Genomic DNA, 18,416 nt, shown 5'->3' with positions numbered 1-18,416 from the left:
AGGTATTGAAAAATAACCGCTCGTTAGTGTAGCCTTCCGCGCTTGAACCCCACTAGAAATTCATGTACACATACAACGGCGCTACTGGACGTGTCCGGTTGCCATTTTCGTCCGATATTGCTTTTCGGGAAGCATACTTCGTCCGTATCGTCTTGAAGCTGAACCCCAAGCCCGTATATAGCTTATGAATCTGATCATTCTCGCTGTGCAGCACCATCGCCTTGCCTATTCGTCTCTTTTAAGTACGCAAAATACTGCTTTAACGCATAACAATACGTTTTCTGCGTATTTCTACTTTTTCCCGTATTGTCTAAGTATTTTAGGTATTTCAAAACAGGGATCACAGGTAAACCATTTCCATCTATCAACATGTAACGTTTGTTGTTATCCTTTAGGATAACTTCTTGTACTCGCATCGACTTCACCTTCCAACATTAATTGATTACGCTCGGTTTTTTAACCTCTCAACGCCTCCTGCTATGGGCTACGCCCTCCACAAATAGAATCATATGTTGCATTTAAACTTTACATTATATAGATTATAAACAGTAACTTTGACGTCTAAATAATGAATCTATCATATATAAATATAGTGGATATATGCTCATAAATTGAACATAGTATCCACTATTTATAATAGTCTAATTAATGAAAAATATAGGATTAAGATTCGGAGAATATAGTTGTAGACTGGCGATAGTGAGAGACTATTGGGCAAGATAGTGAAGTATAGGTATGGTACAATGGGTGTGTAATATGCTCTCTTGATAGTTAAGGAGGCCGACTGGAATATTCTTAAATCAATCGATGGAGTATTATACAAGGATAAGGTGTGATGCGGGTGACTGATTTTACAGTAATTAAGAAGCTATTTCATATTACGAAACGAAATGGCTTTAGTCATGATGAGATACAAACCATTAAACATAATTTTGGTGAATTGCCCCAGGTATTTATAGATTATTATTTGGAACTTGGTAAAGACGAGCGGCTGAATCATACACAAGATAGTTTGATCAAACCCGAACAACTCCAATACTTCAAACATAGCGATTATTTAATTTTTTATTGCGAGAATCAACGTGTCTGTGTTTGGGGAATCCATAAGAACGATTTATCCAGGTCCAATCCCCCTGTCTATATGAGTTATGATGAAAAGGTATGGATAAAGGATTTTGAAACATTGACCGATTTTTTTCATGCGATGGCCTATTTGCAAACCGTATTCGCTCTTGAATATGGCTGTGAATCATTCTATTCCATTGAACAAACCGACTTGGATTTTATTCGTGATAATTTTAATAATAAAGGTATTTCCTTTCGGCATTGGATTGGCATCGAATTTTATGGGAATTACGATGACAGCGTAATAACAGTGATGAAAAATAACGGTAGTTTTGATTTGATCTATGCATCAAGCGACAAAGAACATTATGATGAAATGGATCGGGTTCTCTCAAAACGAGGAGCAGTAATTTGAAATTTCTATTTCAAGAAGTCAATCGAATTGAGACCTCAGAATGTTATCAATAAGTCGAATATCCTGGAATAACCTTACAGAAGAAGTGCGAAAAATAGTTATACATCTAGTGGAGCAAGCAGGTGTTGTACTGTTTGAAATTGAGGATGAACGAAATGCCAAATGGATAATAAGAAATTTCTCAATCAGACAAGATCAATTGAGATTTTTGATGTATACTCTAATTTCTAGTTCTAAGCTATCGGGACAAGTTATATGAATGACTACAGCGGCAGACTAAGACTTTATTTTTCCAGTCTTGGTCCGCCGCTGCTTTTTTAATGGATCAGTCTTAAACTTTATTTACACCGAAGAGTTCACAAATTTACATATCTCAAGTACAACCATGGATTATAGCTGTAAATAAAGACGATACAGCATTCGTGCGGCTTCCCCGCGCGTAACAGCCTCTTTTGCCTTTATCTGTTTATTGGCGGGAACATCGATCAAGCGCTGCTTCACCGCCAAGGACATCGTTGGCTTCGCCCACTTGGATACCGTTTCTTTGTCTACAAATCGGTTTAAGTATTCATCCGGATTCGAAGGATAATAATAATGCTTCCTCTCATGCAGGAATCTGGCGCCGATGGCGGTCATTTCTTGCCGTTCTATCGTACGATCCGGCTTAAATGTGCCATCAGGATAACCTTCGACGATATGATTTTTTTCAGAAGAAGCGATAAATGGATGATGCCATTGCGGCGGATGCACGTCCGAAAAGCTTTCCTTTGCCTTTTCATCCATAACGTTAAACGCTCTTACCAGCATCGCCGTGAACTCTGCACGGGTGAGCAGGGAATCGGGCTCAAAATTGCCATTGTCTTTTCCAGTGACGATTCCTTTGGAGCCTAGGAATTGTACCGCTTGCTTTAATTCTGGATCTCGATCGTTAATATCAGGGAATGATTTCGAATTATCGTCCACGAGATACGTTCCGGAACGGTTGATTTCCGCTTCCATGCCGTTTTTGGACGAATTATACTTCCCACCGATTGGCTCCTTTGTTTGCCCATTCACATAAAACATACTATTATGTACTGCGTCTGCATAAGTCGCAGGCAAAATGAGCTGAATGTTGCTTGCTACACCTGAAAGCTCCTGCCCTTGCTCATCTAAAAATTGTATGCGATATTCGCCGTTATTCTCTTTCACCAGATGAATGACGATAACCGATTGCGACTGAAACAGTCGCTGTGCTGTCGCAACATTGAATACGAGTTTCGCATCCCCTGCATAAACAGTTATATAGTCAATATCCTTCCGGCCAACTAATCCACTTTTATTGAGCTTGAACATATATTCATTTTGTGTAGGCGAAGAAAGTATTTCCGCGTTCACGATCAGATCTCTCGCAGGAACAATCTTATTTTCTGACAGCGCCTGCTGTACCGCTGACTTCGCCCTTGATGCATTTCCTGCTAGCTTGTCAATCAATTCAGGCGTTATGACGATCTGACCGTCAACAGGAGTAGGCTTTTCGCTGCTTGCGGCAGTGATCACAAGCTCCCCTGCTTGCATGAGTCCTTCTACGATAGCCGAATTCTGCTTGTCAGCGTCAGGAATCGAACGGACAGCACTGAAATACGTATCAGATACCATGCTGCCATCCACAACATACAACAATATGTAAGTCGTCTCTTCCGGGAAACCAGCTCTGCTTGTCGTGGCCCGTACAATCGTTTGTCCAGATTTATTCGCTGTTATAACTGGTAAACCATTCACATTCGTTATAGTTCCTATGCTAGGATCGTCAATGGTGTATGTTATTTTAGTTCCGGGAAGCACATTGTTGACAGCAATAGACTGTTGTCCGCCAGGCTGCAGCATCGTGATAAACGGATAAAGGCTAACTTCCGGTGAAGTCATCCGTATCAACTCAGGCTGAGTTTTGGTCTCAGCACGATCACTTGTTGGTTTTTCTGTTGACCCAGAACGATTGCCAGCTGCTGATTCATTCGTGAACACAACAAGCTTCGGAAAAGCAGAAACATTATCTTTCCATGCCCACAAGGTCTGATCCTTTTTCAGTACATAGTTTTCCATATAGCTGCCCTTGTCCTTGTGGTGTACAGAAGCGATATTTGAAAGCTCGGGGAACACTTTATCGCTGTCTATTGACCAGAGCTTATCGTCCGTTAGCAGAGCATAAGTAGTATCGATATTCGAATCTTTCAGCTGTGAGCTAAATTGAACAATTCCTCGAGCACCTGTTGCTCTACGTATTTGGATCGGAGTACTTTCCTTATCATAAGTTTTCCAAGACCAGACCGTGCCATCTTTCTTATACGCATAGTTTGTAGTGCCGCCCATCTCTATGTTGACGATGTCTTCCAGCCCTATGATCTGCTCTGGATTTTTGTCATAAAATTTGCTATTTTGGGGCCAGTACATGTATGTCCTCCATTTCCATACCGAACCCTCTTTTTTAACTGCGTATACGTGACCGTTCACAGATTTTATAGATGCGACATTATCAAGAATCTTATAATAAGAAGTCGATGAAGCTTTGCCTTGTTGAGCTATCCAGCACCAGACCGATCCGTCTGATTTTAATACAAACAAGGTCTTATAATTTTTAGAGTTACCAGTATAATCGGCGACGAGTGATGTTACATGATTCAAATCTTTAATAGGCTTCGGAGCAATCCTAGAATCTACAGGATAGGTGTTGTTCCTAGAATCCCAATACCATACGGTTCCGTCTTTTTTTAATGCAGCGTAATTCGTCATTAATCTACTTTCCCCGTTCTTGCCATCGAACGAGAATTGTTTCACATCCCGCAAGCCCGGAATTTGCTTAAGTTTGGCTTGATAAAATGGATCGGAAGAATGGGAAGAATAAGCTAGTGTGTCCCAATACCATACAGTTCCGTCTTTTTTTGATAGAAGCATAGTCCCATTAAGGATTTCGTAATCCTCACCGATCCGTGTATAGTGCTGTTCGCTAACGGTACTTCCATTATTCACTTTGGCTTGCACCGAACCTGAATGAGCCGTAAGGATTAACATAAGGCATAGCAGCGCAGGAATAAATCGTTTCATTGTCGACCTCCATTAGAAATGTGATTGTTATCTATCTCTATGCTGTCTTCCGGAGTTCCCAAGAGTAAGCCGATTGCCTTCCTTCTTTTTCAATTTCGTTTCCCCCTCTTTTTCCTATATTTCTTACTATCCTTTCATCGGTTAATAGCTGCTTCGATTTCACTTTTTCCTGAATTTCTCATATATGTATTCAAAAAAGATGAACTGATCAACTTGGCTTAATCTAAGTAGGGTACTTGTCCAATTCGGATTATATCACATATATGTTTAGTTTTTCATAAACTAATAGTTATGGACTCATATACAACTTGGCGTATTTGACTTTTAACTATTTTCTTAGGTCCTTATTTTCTTTCTCTAACACCTTCATTTTCGACTCAAGCTTTCAATTAGGACATCGTTACTTTCATCATCTATTTCACGTTTCAAACGCTTTGGCGTCGAAAGTGTCGCGTGCTGCTGTCGCAGCGTTTCGAACTGTTCAGGGATGTCATTTTGATTATAAAAGCTTGCTTTCGATCCCCCTGCGTACCCCTATTATATAAAATTTCGCTAAAGCTATTGCTAGTTGAGGGAAAAAGGAGGAAGATAAAATTGTCAATTACATATTTCTAGGAGAGGGTGTTCGAATGAGTAAATTGAGAAATCGGTCATTCTTAAGTTCATTGATGCTATCCATTGCCTTATTGGGAGGGACGGTATGGCCCCAAAGCGATATCGCCGCTGCTCTTCCCAGCATCCCTCAAACCACGCTCAATCACGACCAACCAGAACAGTTCAGCGTACCAGCTCATCTTCAGCAAGATAAGCTTCAACAACTTACGGCTACATCCACACACTCCGAATTTTTGTCAACGTCTACCATTTCTGAACCACCTCCAACCGCTCCTGCTGCGATAAACAACAATCCTAACTCTGCTATTCCAGTTGTAACATCAGTTGTATATTCAGATAAAATTTCTGAAGCTAACGGTGAGCGTTGGTACACATTTCAGACCACGACTCCGGGAAAAGTTACCGTCTATCTCCAGACTGTGCAAAACGCCGCAGTTGACTATAATCTTCATTTGTTCCGCTTAGACACAACCACCTACAATCTAGTCGAGCAAGAAATATCCTCCTACGGCCCCCAAACAAATGAACAGATAAGCCGAATTGCCCCAGCAGGCATCTATTATGTAGCGGTCAATGCACAAGCAGGCTTCGATGCAGCTAATCCATATTTATTCACAATACAGGAGTCTCCTGTATATGATAGTGCAGAGCCTGACGACAATGTATGGCGGGCCAAGCCCTTGACCGATTCGATCAACCTGTTGCAGCAAACGCTCGACAATTTATACGATGAGGACTGGGTAAAGCTCACGGTCACCGCTGCCAAGTCGTTCCGTATCAACTTTACGAATAGTGCACCAAATACAAATTATCAGGTACAGCTTTTCAATCAGAACTTACAATCACTAGGCACGATTAATCAAAATACAGATGTACTCGGCTCATTTGCGCAAGGAACCTATTATATTCGCGTCCTGTCGCTATCCTCTTACAACGCGGTCCAACCGTATAAGCTTACCTTCACGGAGTTCAAGGCACCTACGCAGGTAAACATCACGCATGTCAGTACCATATCTGACGTAAATGCTGGACAACGAATTAACTACGGTGAAGGATATATGTGGCGGTTCAAAGATTCAATCACCATTACGGGTCTAGCAAAAGATGCATCTGGCGCCCCTGCCTTCAACGCTCCCATTACAGTCGCCTTCCTAACCAAGTTAAACAACAAAGTCTATCAGGCACAGACAACGACCAGTGCTAACGGTACATTTTCGGTCACGATTAGTGGTGTGCAACCAGCTATTGGACAGTATAGCGCTCATGTGACTGTTTCCAGACACTACTATGATATTATTCCGCTTCAAGTGTATTATAATGGATCAGCTTTAAGTGCAAATGATACTACTCTGTACCACTATGCATACTCCATTTGGACCGGAAGCTAATCTGTTCTTCATACAAAAATATAAAGGTCTTGGCTGTAGTTGGAGACAACAACTAGTCAAGACCTTTTGATATAAGTGCTAATTATTCTTGATTAAATTCATGACATATTCTTATTTTCTTAACACTAGCTGAATGACATGAGCTAAACCGGTGTGCGCCTTTCCTTCCACTCGTTCTTGTTCCCCGTAAAAGAAATGGATCACCTCATGACCCTCGCACCAACTCAGGATCTCTTGCGGGTCGTAAAGCATTTCAAGATCGCCTGGTCCACCTGAACCATATTTTAATTGATCCTTGGAATACACCTCAAGCATAATAATACCCTTAGTCTTTACAGTATTTTTCATTTTATCTAGTATCCGTTTTTGAGCTTCTTTATAAAAGTGACCAAATACCATTATTGCGGCATCATATTCCTCGGTTGGCACGTTGTCCACCAATAAGTCTATTTTTTTCGTCTGCACGTGAACGGCATACTTGTGAGCTAGTTTTTTAGTTTTTTCTAGACCGCTCTCCGCATAGTCAATTGCTGTTACTTCATGATCTCTTGCTGCCAAAAAAACAGCATTCCTGCCCTCTCCCTCTGCAAATGCGATAACTTTTTTACATTTATCTAACCTAGAGGCTTGTTGTTGAATGAATAGGTTAGGTTCTTCCCCAAACATATATTCCTCCGAATTAAAACGCTCGTTCCACCTATTTTCCATGCTCACTGCCCCCTCTGATTAACTAACGTATTACTATCACTATGCTAATCTATCGTTCTATAATACTTTTGTCCGTGTTTATCCCATAGTGGTTCGACTTCCCTGAGCCGCGGCAATGATCAATTGGGAAGACATGAAGCCTGAAGAATCTCCAATGGCATATACACCATTTATAGATGTCTTCCCCCATTTATCTGTCCTGATCAAGCCCAACTCCTTTCTCTCAATGGCATGATTAATATCCAAAAAAGATATGTCATTTTTATTCCGTGATAAGTGGTAGCCTCTGCGGGCACCTATCATGCCTGGTTTTATGAGTCTCTTTCCGCAACGAGAAATCAGTGCTTATTTTAGTGCATATACCGACCCAGATCATTACTTATACGCAGTTAGTTTCATATTCGTATTATGGGTGTATATAGAGTAAGATTAAGTAGATTAAAAGGTATTTATAACCATTTATTTAAAGGAGGTATATCTATGGTCTAAGACTTAGTCAGAATTGTTGCGAATCCAGTTGTGTACAAGAGGGTATCATTGTTTGCTGCGCCAATAGGTCAAAAAACAGGAGGTATTTTATGAAAAAATGGTTTACTACCGTACTTACAGTAATATTTATGCTTTCGTCAGTTTCTATTGTATCTGCTGCCGAAGAGAGCGGAGATGGTTTTAGATCTCAAATTAAACAATCCAATTTCTCTGAGACTGTTGTAGGCGGCCAGACAAAATTAAAAATACCAAGCAGCGCCAATATCAATGCAATCGCTGGTCAAATTTACCCTGAATTTTTTATTTCTATTAATTCAAAACAAGGGGCAACTTTTGACGGTGGTGTTATCTTGGATGGAACCCAGTGGAAAGCTGTTATATTCGGTGGTGCGAGCAGCAGCACCTGGCAAGAAACCAACATTAGCAATATCACAGGACAAACCGTAAATCTGAAGCTGGCTGGGGAAAAAGATTCTCGAGGAGAATATATTGTAAAATTGACTGTTTCAAATTCATCTGGCAGCACCATTGGTTCTATCTCTGTTGATAAGAATACGCCCAAATACTATAAAGGCAATAGAGATGGCGAACTTGGTTGGTTGGCTGAAAACCCGTATTATTCCGGTCTAAATACAGTAAGCTACGAATTAAACATGGTACCGACTTCATCTATTTCTGCTGGTTACTACCACAAGACAACGGGCAGCAATGGGAAAAGAGCTTTCTTTGACGGAGCTGAGATGTCTATTGCAGTACCCATAAAAAAAGCTGGCGGAACACTGGCTTTAAACGGCTTTTCGTGGAGTCATACGAAAAACTGTGATGATTTACAGTACACACAATCGGATGTAGACAAACTCGTTTACGATGTTTCTAACCAAACCTATTTGTACACAACTATGAACTTTAATAATCTCCCTTAACCCAAACATCGAGTTGCGACATTCCAATCCACTCTTTAAATGTCACGAGTCGCGTATGCCCTTCTGAGGGAATGACTCGTAGACTGTATCGTATTTATTCATTAACATCAGCCTGCAGGTGGGTGTTGTCATCTTCCACTGAAGCCAAGTTGGCAATCATCTCACAGGCAGGCTGATCTGATTGTTAGAGTGTTAAGAGGCTAAAAATGGCCACAGGCCACGACTGCTACAATCTTACGTTTTACATAAACCCTGTTGTTAGTTTCGAACTCCATTTTCCCTCCAAATCCAACAAAGTATAGGTTTTACACAGAATTCCTATCCTCGCCTAGTAGCGAATTTTTTGAAACTAGTAGTTTTCCAAAGCCTATTCCCCACTACAGCTAAACGGTACTGGAAAGGTGTTTTTATCTTCGCACTCGTGTAGAGTGCGGCTGGGGGATGGGCTACCATCCCTCTTTATTATTGGAGGTTTCTATCCACGCACTCATGTAGAGTGCGACTCTTGCTTTTTTCGGGCGATGCCCTCAGCTTTAGTGTGTTTCTATCCACGCACTCATGTAGAGTGCGACACCGGCACGCTTTTTTACTTTATAGCTTACTGGTGTGTTTCTATCCACGCACTCATGTAGAGTGCGACGTATGGATGGCTCCGGCAAGCTCGAATTCAAAGGTTTCTATCCACGCACTCGTGTAGAGTGCGACATTCATGGGTGCGCTTGAGACGTTGCAAATAACCCTCATGTTTCTATCCACGCACTCGTGTAGAGTGCGACATGACACGACAGTGTTATCTGATAAGGATGTCAAGGTTTCTATCCACGCACTCGTGTAGAGTGCGACTACAGCCAATAGATGTCGTTCTGGTGGTTTGATCGGTTTCTATCCACGCACTCGTGTAGAGTGCGACTGATTTACCCTTCATAGCTTCTGCATATTCTTTGTTTCTATCCACGCACTCGTGTAGAGTGCGACAGCGGGTACAAAGAGCCCTTGTCCCACTAAGGCTCCCAGCCCCAAAAGTGCGGATCTCCAATATACAAGAATAACTTCACTGACATTCAACTGACAAAATGCCGAAATCCCTTGTGCAGCAAGAGGTGCGGATCTCCCGGGGATTTCATGTGCACCTGGGGTTCGCACCAAATCAACTACTTCAACCCTAACAAACCTTTCCACTTATGCTTAGTATCGCTTATGGCATACAAAGTAGCAAGTGGAGGTTTATATTCATTTAGGCATACAACAACGTATACTTAACGATCCCATTTAAATTTAAAGTATGTATAACTAAAAGCACCTCAGGGCACCGATGCCCTACAACTACATACAAAAGCCCTCATCTAGTTAAAATGAGGGCTTCCGTATAAATCTTATTATATAACGATAATTAATTGCGGATAAGATAATCAAACGCACCCAGAGCTGCTGTAGCACCAGATCCCATCGAGATGATGATCTGCTTATAGGGACTATTCGTACAATCGCCAGCAGCAAACACACCAGGTACATTCGTAGCACCATGACTATTTACCACAATCTCGCCCATACGTGAACGTTCAACCGTGTCGGCTAACCAATCTGTATTTGGAACGAGACCGATTTGTACAAATACACCTTGCAACTCCACATGATGCTCTTCTCCTGTCTCACGATCGACATAAGAAATTCCGTTTACTTTATCCGTTCCAGTAATTTCTTTGGTTTGCACGTTTTTATGAACAGTAACGTTAGGTAGACTATAAAGTCGGTCTTGCAGCACAGCATCGGCTTTGAGCTCTGGCGCGAACTCCAATACCGTTACATGTTTTACAATACCTGCAAGATCAATCGCTGCCTCAATACCTGAGTTACCGCCGCCAACAACCGCAACATCTTTACCCGTGAACAATGGACCATCACAATGCGGGCAATAAGCTACCCCTTTGTTCTTAAACTCCACTTCACCAGGAACTCCAATATTCCGCCAACGCGCACCTGTTGATACAATTACCGTTTTGCTCTTGAGAACCGCACCGTTTTCGAGTTCAATTTCGATAAAGTCTTTCTTTTCCAGACGCTTGGCACGCTGCAATTTCATGACATCGATATTGTACTCTTTCACCTGCTCCTCAATACTGGCAACGAGCTTAGGACCTTCCGTGTATTTAACACTGATAAAGTTCTCAATGCCCATAGTATCATTGACCTGGCCGCCAAAACGTTCCGCAACGATACCAGTACGAATTCCTTTACGTGCCGCATAAATGGCTGCACTTGCACCTGCCGGGCCACTGCCAACAACAAGCACATCATAAGGATCCTTATTGTCAAACTCTGATGCATCAGGAGCAGTACCCAGCTTAGCAAGAATTTCTTCAACCGTCATCCGCCCGCTGTCAAAAAATTCACCATTAAGGTAAACGCTTGGCACAGCCATAACGTCCTTGCTCTCTACCTCTTCTTTGAAGACTGCACCATCAATCATCGTATGGGTAATACCAGGATTAAAGATACTCATCAAGTTCAGAGCTTGTACAACATCAGGACAATTATGACAGCTCAGGCTAATGTAAGATTCAAATGTGTATTCTCCACGAATACTTTTAATTTGATCAATTACACTTTGCTCAACCTTGGGAGGTCTTCCGCTAACCTGTAACAGAGCCAACACTAATGAAGTAAATTCGTGACCCAAAGGAGTTCCTGCAAATGTTACCCCAGTGTCTTCCCCTACACGATTTACGCTAAAGCTTGGTGTTCTAGACAACTGCACTTTCTCCACCGTTATCTTTGCAGACATGCCGGCAATTTCATCAACCAGTGCAATCATCTCTTGAGATGCCTCATCAGCGCCTGCACTAACTTTGAGAACAACGTCTCCTTCTAAGAGTTGGAGATATTGTTCCAGTTGAGTTTTTAAATCTTGGTCTAGTGTCATATTATCACACCTTAAATTTTGCCTACGAGATCAAGGCTTGGTTTAAGCGTTTTTCCGCCTTCTTGCCATTTTGCTGGGCACACTTCGCCCGGATTGTTACGAACATACTGTGCTGCTTTGATTTTGTTCACCAGCGCGCTTGCATCACGGCCAATACCACCAGCTGTAATTTCAACTGTTTGGATCACACCGTCTGGATCAATGATAAACGTACCACGGTCTGCAAGACCATCCGCTTCGATTAATACATCAAAGTTGCGGGAAATTACGTGAGAAGGATCGCCGATCATAATATAAGTAACCTTACCAATAGCTTCAGAGCTAGCATGCCATGCTTTATGTGTGAAGTGAGTGTCTGTTGATACGGAATATACTTCTACGCCCAATTTTTGCAATGTTTCGTATTGGTTTTGCAAATCTTCAAGCTCAGTAGGACATACGAATGTAAAGTCTGCTGGATAGAAGCATACTACACTCCATTTACCTTTGAAATTTTCTTCTGTTACATCGATGAATTTCCCATTGTGAAATGCTGATGCTTTAAATGGCAATACTTCTGTTCCGATAAGTGACATATTTATAATCTCCTTTAAATGTAGTGTAGTGATTAAAGCCCATTCAGAACCTGTAACATTTTCTGAACACACTTTATAATCATTATTATTTACGAAATGATGCAATCTGTCAAGCTATTTTATAATAATTATAAATTGAGAACTTTTTTCAGTCAAATACCTCATTATTCATTATGCTATGCTGTTAATGAAATGTGAGTATTCCTTAAGAAGTAAGGTTTCATTCGATGAGCCTTCGCCTTCCTTCACTTCATTTGGCCACTGCATATGGAACAACATTTAACCTCTAACACATTCATTCGAATACAAGAGATTGCTTCCTCGACTGTGATGGGTGATGTTCCCACATAATAGGATGCTCCTAATTTAGGTGCCGCAAAAGGTTCGATAAGGCAAATCAGATGACTCAGGCAATACAGCGTAATCATCCTGTTCAGAGGTGTGAGCGTATGGGTTGGAAAGTACATCAATTAGCTTCTGCATCACACTAAAGTCTCCGTGCCGCACCGCTGCTTCTAGCGCCTCCTCTACCCGATGGTTGCGAGCGATAATTGCAGGGTTGCTGTTCCGCATTAATTGCTGCGAGGCGGCGTCTGATTGCTGCTGTCTGGTCAGTCTAGCCTGCCATTGCTCATGCCACTGCGTAAATTCCGCAGTTCCAAACAGGATGGAATTCTGGAATTGACCCAAAGTTAAGGCACGGAAGGTATTGGTGTAGTCCTCGCGATACTTGCCCATCATGCTGAGCAGGTCATCGACCAGAGATTCATCTTGCTTCTCTTCGTTAAATATGCCCAATTTAGCTCTCATTCCTGTGAGCCAGTTATGGAAATACATTTCAGCAAAATCTGAAATAGCCTCTTCTGCCAATTCAATTGCCTGAGTCTCATGAGTATGCAGCAGCGGCAATAAGGTTTCAGCAAACCTGGCGAGATTCCAGGCAGCGATTTGTGGCTGATTTCCATAGGCATAACGTCCTCGAGTGTCAATGGAACTGAAGACTGTTGCCGGATCATAGGCATCCATAAATGCACAAGGCCCATAATCGATCGTTTCTCCGCTAATGGTCATGTTGTCAGTATTCATCACTCCATGAATAAAGCCCACAAGCTGCCATTGCGCAATAAGCGCAGCCTGACGCTTTATAACTTCGCGAAGAAGGAGCAGATATCGGTTCTCATTGGCGCTAACTTCTGGGAAGTGTCGTTCTAATGCATAATTAGCCAGTGCCTGAAGTTCTTCAGCAGTACCCCATTGTGATACGTATTGAAAAGTACCAACGCGAAGATGACTGGCAGCCACGCGGGTCAAGATTGCACCTGGCAGTTCCGTTTCTCGGATTATGAATTCACCGGTTGTCACTACTGCCAGACTGCGGGTGGTTGCAATGCCAAGCGCATGCATCGCTTCACTGATTATATATTCGCGCAGCATCGGCCCTAACGCGGCTCGCCCATCTCCACTGCGAGAGTAAGGTGTTGGTCCTGCGCCCTTGAGCTGAAGGTCGAATCGTTCTCCTGACGGCGTAATTTGTTCGCCAAGCAAAAGCGCTCGTCCGTCCCCTAATAGGTTAAAATGTCCGAATTGATGACCTGCATAGGCTTGAGCGAGCGGCGCAGCACCTTCAGGAATCTTGTTGCCTGCCAGTATAGCTGTACCAGTGATACTTTCCAGCGCTTTGGTATTTAGCCCTAGAGAGTTTGCCAACGGATGATTTAAAATGACCAGCTTCGGTGACTGAACAGGAGTCGGATTAAGTCTCGTAAATAGGGATACGGGAAGGCGCGCATAGCTGTTATTAAAGTTCCATCCCATATGTAGGGTTGTTTCATGTTCTGGCATCCTATCACCTCAGTTCTCATGTCGTTCAGCTGAAACTCCCTGCTTTAGGGTTTACTGCTGTTCATTTATTATACCCTTTCCAATACTAGATGCGCTTTTTTGTAATGATTCGTAGTACCAACTAAGTTTTTTTATCATGTTCAACGTGATAGCAATAAGATATTGTAATCTCTTAAGTCTGTATTCATCACATATACTAATTTGATTTTGATAAAAGATAGAGGAAATAGGGAGTGACAAAGATTGTAATAATGACACCGGTCGGAATATCTGCACCCATACTGACCGTACGGGTAAAGGTATCTGCCGCCAAAATAATTAACGCTCCTACCAATGCCGCAGTTGGAATCATAAACTTGTGGTTAGGACCTACAATTCTACGAGCCAAGTGAGGTGCGATCAATCCCACGAAGAAAAAGTTACCCCCGAGTGCTACACTGCCGGATGATAATGCGACGGCAGCTATCGTCAGACCGATAAACTCTCTTTTAACTGCGACACCGAGTCCAGTAGCTGTTTGATTGCCCAGATTTAACGTATTTAGAGTATTTGATTTGAACAGCACATAAAAACCGATAATAATAACCCAAGGCAACAACACCATAATGTACTTCCAATCATCGCCCCATAAGTTTCCGATCTGCCAACGCAGTGCAAAATCATACTGTTTCTGTTCTAGACCAAGTGTAATCATTAGCGTTAATGCGCCGTATCCACTACCTAAGGCCACACCTGTTAGAATCAAACCTGTAGGTGACAGCTCCTTACCTTTTCGATAGGCAAGCACAAATATAAGCATCGCTGCTGTGATACCACCTACAAAGGCCAGCAGTGGTAAGAACATGGGTGATAAAAATCCGTTCGCCGCAAAAACGGTAATATACAGCATTACAAATAATCCGGAACCTGAGCTGATTCCTAGCGTACCCGGACTGGCCAGATCATTTCTGAGCAGGCTTTGCATCACACAGCCCGAGATGGCCATCCCCATGCCTACTAACACTGCCAAAGCAATTCGAGGCAGACGAAGCTCAAACACGATTAGATTTTGCTTCTCAGTACCCTTACCGATGATGACTTGCAGTACCTCGAGCAGAGATAGATTTAATCGCCCCACGTTCATACTAATTACAGCAACTAGAATTACCAATACGGATAATATCAAAATAACACCAATCGGTCTTGCTAATGCAAATCGCTTCTTCATGATTTGAATCAACCAAACTCCCTCCTTTGTTTGCGTACAAGATAGAGGAAGTATGGAACCCCGATCAATGCAAAGATAATTCCAAGTGGCATTTCGTGAGGACGTCCCACTATTCTGCCCAGTAAATCTGCACTAACCATAAACACTGCGCCATACAAAGCGGAAGCTGGTATGATGTAACGATAGTCCACACCAATGATATATCGAACAATATGCGGAATAATGAGTCCAACGAAACCGATAGGACCGACGACAATAACAGAAAGTCCAGTTAGTACGAGGACAATTATGGTCGCAGCGCCTTTAATCCGTTTTACGCGGAGTCCAAGACCTGCTGCAAGCTCTTCCCCGAAGTTCAGTATTGTAATAGACGGAGCGAGGGTAATGGCCCAAATCAAACCGATTACGAATACTGGCGTCACGTAAACAAGCTGCATCCACTCCACGTTAGCCGTTCCTCCAGCTGTCCAATAGGCCAAACTTTGTCCAATGTCATATTTAAGTGCAATATAGGTGCTGAAAGAACCAAATAGCATTGAAATAGACATTCCAGCCAGCACGAGACGCTGTGGGGTCATTCCGCGCTTACCGACTGATGCCATGTAATAAGTAATAGCTGTAGTGATAGCTGCACCCATACAGGAATAGATCATCGTTTCCACATAGGATCGTCCTGGCAAAAAGGCCATGCACATGGCAATCGCAAATGTCGAACCCGAACTGATGCCTAGTAGTCCAGAATCGGCCAGTGGGTTACGGGTAGTTCCCTGCATAACGGCTCCACACACAGCCAGACTGCATCCAACTATGATATCCGCTGCTGTTCGAGGCAAACGGAAAATTCGAATAATATGATGTTCAGGAATTCCAGAATCAAAATGAAAAAGAGCACCCCAAGCCACTTCAAGGCTCATGTCTGCGGCACCGAATGAGATTGATGCTGCAGTTGCTAAAATCAGCATGATGCTACCAGTGAGCATGAACAAGCTAAACTTCAATCTTCCCTTGCTGCTGTTATCTGTTTCCATTAACATATTGACACCTTTAAGTTTGTCCGTTGTATACGCTATTATTTCTTTTCTAGCGCGAGCAACCGATCCAAGATATAATCCAACTGTGCTGTCATGCTCGCAACATCGGAATAATAGAACAAACCGCTATACTCACCTGGAATTTGTATGACATTTCCTTGTTTAACCGCAGGGATGCTGTTCCAGATCACTGATTTTGCATATTCGGACTCGTATCCCTCTTTCAAAAACCAGAGCACATAGTCTCCAAAATATTGCGAAGCCACTTCATAGGACAGAGAATCACGACCCTTTCCTGACTTCTTAACCAATTGCTCGAGCTTCTCTGGCTTTTTCAGTCCAATATATTCGTAGAGCAGTGTGCCACCCCGTGAACCCGTCTCGTACATAACGCCGTATGATTCTCGGCCCCAATCCTGAAGAATACTGAAGTTTTTGTCTTTAAAAATACCGCTGCTCAGCTTTCCCTTTGCATTTTGAAGCTTTTCCTCGAAAACGGCAATCGCTTCTTTGGCCTCTGCTTCATGTCCAGTTGCTGCGCCAAGGAAAGATAATCGCTCTGATGAGCTTACTTCCCCCTCGGGAACTACAATAACTGGGGCAAGCTTGGAGAAATCCTCATAATCCTTAGGATCGTAAGTAATGATCAGATCGGGCTCGTATTTCAAAATTTCCTCGGACTCCCATTTCTCCGTAATCGGAATGCCCTCAAACTGATCATAAAAAGGCATCGTTTTATCCGCACGAGCGTTTATCGCCACAGGCTTAATGCCCAGCGTAAATACATCTCCGACATACCAGTTGACGATGACTCGCTGAGGATTAACGGGCACCTCTACTTCCCCCATCACTGTCGTTACTTTTCGCGTCCCGGACTTCTCCTCAGACTTCTCTGTCTCACTCTTATCCGATTTCGCTGATTCAGCAGACGTTGCAGCTTTAGTACTGTCTACACTTGATGCATCTGAGCTGCTTGTACTGCCGCAGCCTGCCAGTACCATCATTACAATAACTAGAGCACACACAATAAGACCGATTTGCTTATTCAATTTGTTTAACATCTTCTCTCTCCTTCTGCAGCAAAATAATGTAAAGATCCAGTTGTTCTATGAAACCAAGCAACTAGAAATAATAGAACTAAAAATAAGAAACAACATCTAATGATAATGATAATTATTATCATCCAAGTCAGCTTACCAACTGAACTATATTTTGTCAATCGGCTCTTTAAACATTGTTATTATTATATGAAATACCCACCTTTCTCCATCTCATGGGCTTACTACATATAGTAATCACAGCAAAAGCCACCAATCTGTAAGATTGATGGCTTTTGCGTCTTAGGTCTGTGGATGTGCTTTACGATATAATTCGCGACTCTTGTACCCCGCCTCAAGAATCATCTTCATTTCATCTCTGCGTTTAACTTTTGTTGCTTCTTGCTTGGCACTATGCACGTAACGTGCCCAATCTTTACGGTATCCAGGGGTGAGCGATTGGTATAAGTTCAGCAAATCGGGCCTATCCTCAAGATCCCTTTCCACGCATGGGATCAAAGAAATATAATCATCTACACATTGACTTGACTGGGATGAAATTCGTCCCTTGTGCTTAGCATCTTCTTTAAAACCGACCACGGTAAAGACATCATCTAACCCGACCATACGTGCGAACTTAATATTACTTGATCCAATGTATCCAGACTCATCACTGCCTAGCCCTGTTAATAAATCATCGCGATGGATAAACGTTGGGTAAACTTTATTGCCCTTTTTAGGATATGCCGCAAAAAGATATCCATGTTGACTCAGATACTGGTGCTCGATAACAAGGTTGACCAGGTTCTTTAAGGACTCCATGTCTAATACAAAAGCAAATATCAGATCGTACGTTCTCTCCTTGAAAAAGGTATCGTAGTTTGTCAACGCATTAAAATAATCGGTTCCTTCCGGCTGATTTATAATGGCCGCTTGTTTGTAACTTTGTAAGTTTAGCTTTTCTACGATGGATTTAGGCAACTGTAGTTCATCCCCTACTTGTAATCGAATGCTCTTCATCATTTATTATAATTTAATTGTGGCTGAAGACAAATCAAGCAGCTACTTGTCAAGGACATTAGCAGATGCCAAATAGGTTTTTGTCCATTCCTAATCGTGC

Annotated in this window: 12 protein-coding genes, 1 pseudogene and 1 CRISPR repeat array; of the genes and pseudogenes, 3 read left to right on the top strand and 10 right to left on the bottom strand. The window is 42.4% G+C overall.

What is annotated here, in order from left to right:
• Positions 1 to 224: 224 nt before the first annotated feature.
• Positions 225 to 416: pseudogene (locus QP775_RS03820) on the bottom strand (tyrosine-type recombinase/integrase); the annotation flags it as partial.
• Between the two features lie 419 nt (positions 417 to 835).
• On the opposite strand from QP775_RS03820, the gene QP775_RS03815 reads away from it, so the two are divergent.
• Positions 836 to 1,480 (top strand): hypothetical protein, encoded by a 645-nt coding sequence (locus QP775_RS03815; protein ID WP_285103734.1) that lies wholly within the window; start codon positions 836 to 838, stop codon positions 1,478 to 1,480.
• A 390-nt stretch (positions 1,481 to 1,870) separates the two neighbouring features.
• On the opposite strand, the gene QP775_RS03810 is transcribed toward QP775_RS03815, so the two are convergent.
• Positions 1,871 to 4,561, bottom strand: coding sequence for an S-layer homology domain-containing protein (locus QP775_RS03810; RefSeq protein ID WP_285103733.1), 2,691 nt, complete (start codon positions 4,559 to 4,561; stop codon positions 1,871 to 1,873).
• 629 nt (positions 4,562 to 5,190) lie between these two features.
• On the opposite strand from QP775_RS03810, the gene QP775_RS03805 reads away from it, so the two are divergent.
• Positions 5,191 to 6,564: an Ig-like domain-containing protein gene (locus QP775_RS03805; RefSeq protein ID WP_285103730.1), complete on the top strand. Its 1,374-nt coding sequence runs from the start codon at positions 5,191 to 5,193 to the stop codon at positions 6,562 to 6,564.
• Between the two features lie 111 nt (positions 6,565 to 6,675).
• Here QP775_RS03805 and QP775_RS03800 read toward each other — a convergent pair whose 3' ends face one another.
• Positions 6,676 to 7,272 (bottom strand): class I SAM-dependent methyltransferase, encoded by a 597-nt coding sequence (locus QP775_RS03800; protein WP_285103728.1) that lies wholly within the window; start codon positions 7,270 to 7,272, stop codon positions 6,676 to 6,678.
• Between the two features lie 578 nt (positions 7,273 to 7,850).
• On the opposite strand from QP775_RS03800, the gene QP775_RS03790 reads away from it, so the two are divergent.
• Positions 7,851 to 8,684, top strand: a complete 834-nt coding sequence (locus tag QP775_RS03790; protein WP_285103726.1) for a hypothetical protein — start codon at positions 7,851 to 7,853, stop codon at positions 8,682 to 8,684.
• A gap of 403 nt (positions 8,685 to 9,087) precedes the next feature.
• Positions 9,088 to 9,659: direct repeats of the CRISPR family, unit length 32 nt; unit sequence GTTTCTATCCACGCACTCGTGTAGAGTGCGAC.
• A 415-nt stretch (positions 9,660 to 10,074) separates the two neighbouring features.
• Here the strand turns inward: QP775_RS03790 and ahpF are convergent.
• The 7 genes from ahpF to QP775_RS03755 all read right to left on the bottom strand — a co-directional run bounded on the left by ahpF (position 10,075) and on the right by QP775_RS03755 (position 18,316).
• Positions 10,075 to 11,604, bottom strand: coding sequence for an alkyl hydroperoxide reductase subunit F (gene ahpF, locus QP775_RS03785; RefSeq protein WP_285103724.1), 1,530 nt, complete (start codon positions 11,602 to 11,604; stop codon positions 10,075 to 10,077).
• 11 nt (positions 11,605 to 11,615) lie between these two features.
• Positions 11,616 to 12,179: an alkyl hydroperoxide reductase subunit C gene (ahpC, locus tag QP775_RS03780; RefSeq protein ID WP_239330900.1), complete on the bottom strand. Its 564-nt coding sequence runs from the start codon at positions 12,177 to 12,179 to the stop codon at positions 11,616 to 11,618.
• A gap of 366 nt (positions 12,180 to 12,545) precedes the next feature.
• On the bottom strand, positions 12,546 to 14,021 hold the full coding sequence (locus QP775_RS03775) for a protein adenylyltransferase SelO (RefSeq protein ID WP_285103721.1): 1,476 nt from the start codon (positions 14,019 to 14,021) through the stop codon (positions 12,546 to 12,548).
• A 196-nt stretch (positions 14,022 to 14,217) separates the two neighbouring features.
• Positions 14,218 to 15,228: a FecCD family ABC transporter permease gene (locus QP775_RS03770; RefSeq protein ID WP_285105687.1), complete on the bottom strand. Its 1,011-nt coding sequence runs from the start codon at positions 15,226 to 15,228 to the stop codon at positions 14,218 to 14,220.
• Positions 15,229 to 15,236: 8 nt separating this feature from the next.
• Positions 15,237 to 16,256 carry a FecCD family ABC transporter permease gene (locus QP775_RS03765; protein ID WP_285103719.1) on the bottom strand — a complete coding sequence of 340 codons (1,020 nt, stop codon included), beginning with the start codon at positions 16,254 to 16,256 and terminating at the stop codon, positions 15,237 to 15,239.
• 41 nt (positions 16,257 to 16,297) lie between these two features.
• Entirely contained in the window at positions 16,298 to 17,320 is a 1,023-nt protein-coding gene (locus tag QP775_RS03760; protein ID WP_285103717.1) for an ABC transporter substrate-binding protein, read from the bottom strand.
• Positions 17,321 to 17,599: 279 nt separating this feature from the next.
• Positions 17,600 to 18,316 carry a YdeI/OmpD-associated family protein gene (locus tag QP775_RS03755; RefSeq protein ID WP_285103715.1) on the bottom strand — a complete coding sequence of 239 codons (717 nt, stop codon included), beginning with the start codon at positions 18,314 to 18,316 and terminating at the stop codon, positions 17,600 to 17,602.
• Positions 18,317 to 18,416: the final 100 nt, after the last annotated feature.

The sequence above is a fragment of the Paenibacillus sp. UMB4589-SE434 genome, from assembly GCF_030226685.1.
Classification (GTDB): domain Bacteria; phylum Bacillota; class Bacilli; order Paenibacillales; family Paenibacillaceae; genus Paenibacillus_B.
The sequence above is the reverse complement of the archived record's forward strand: the minus strand, read 5'-3'. Positions and strand labels throughout refer to the sequence as shown.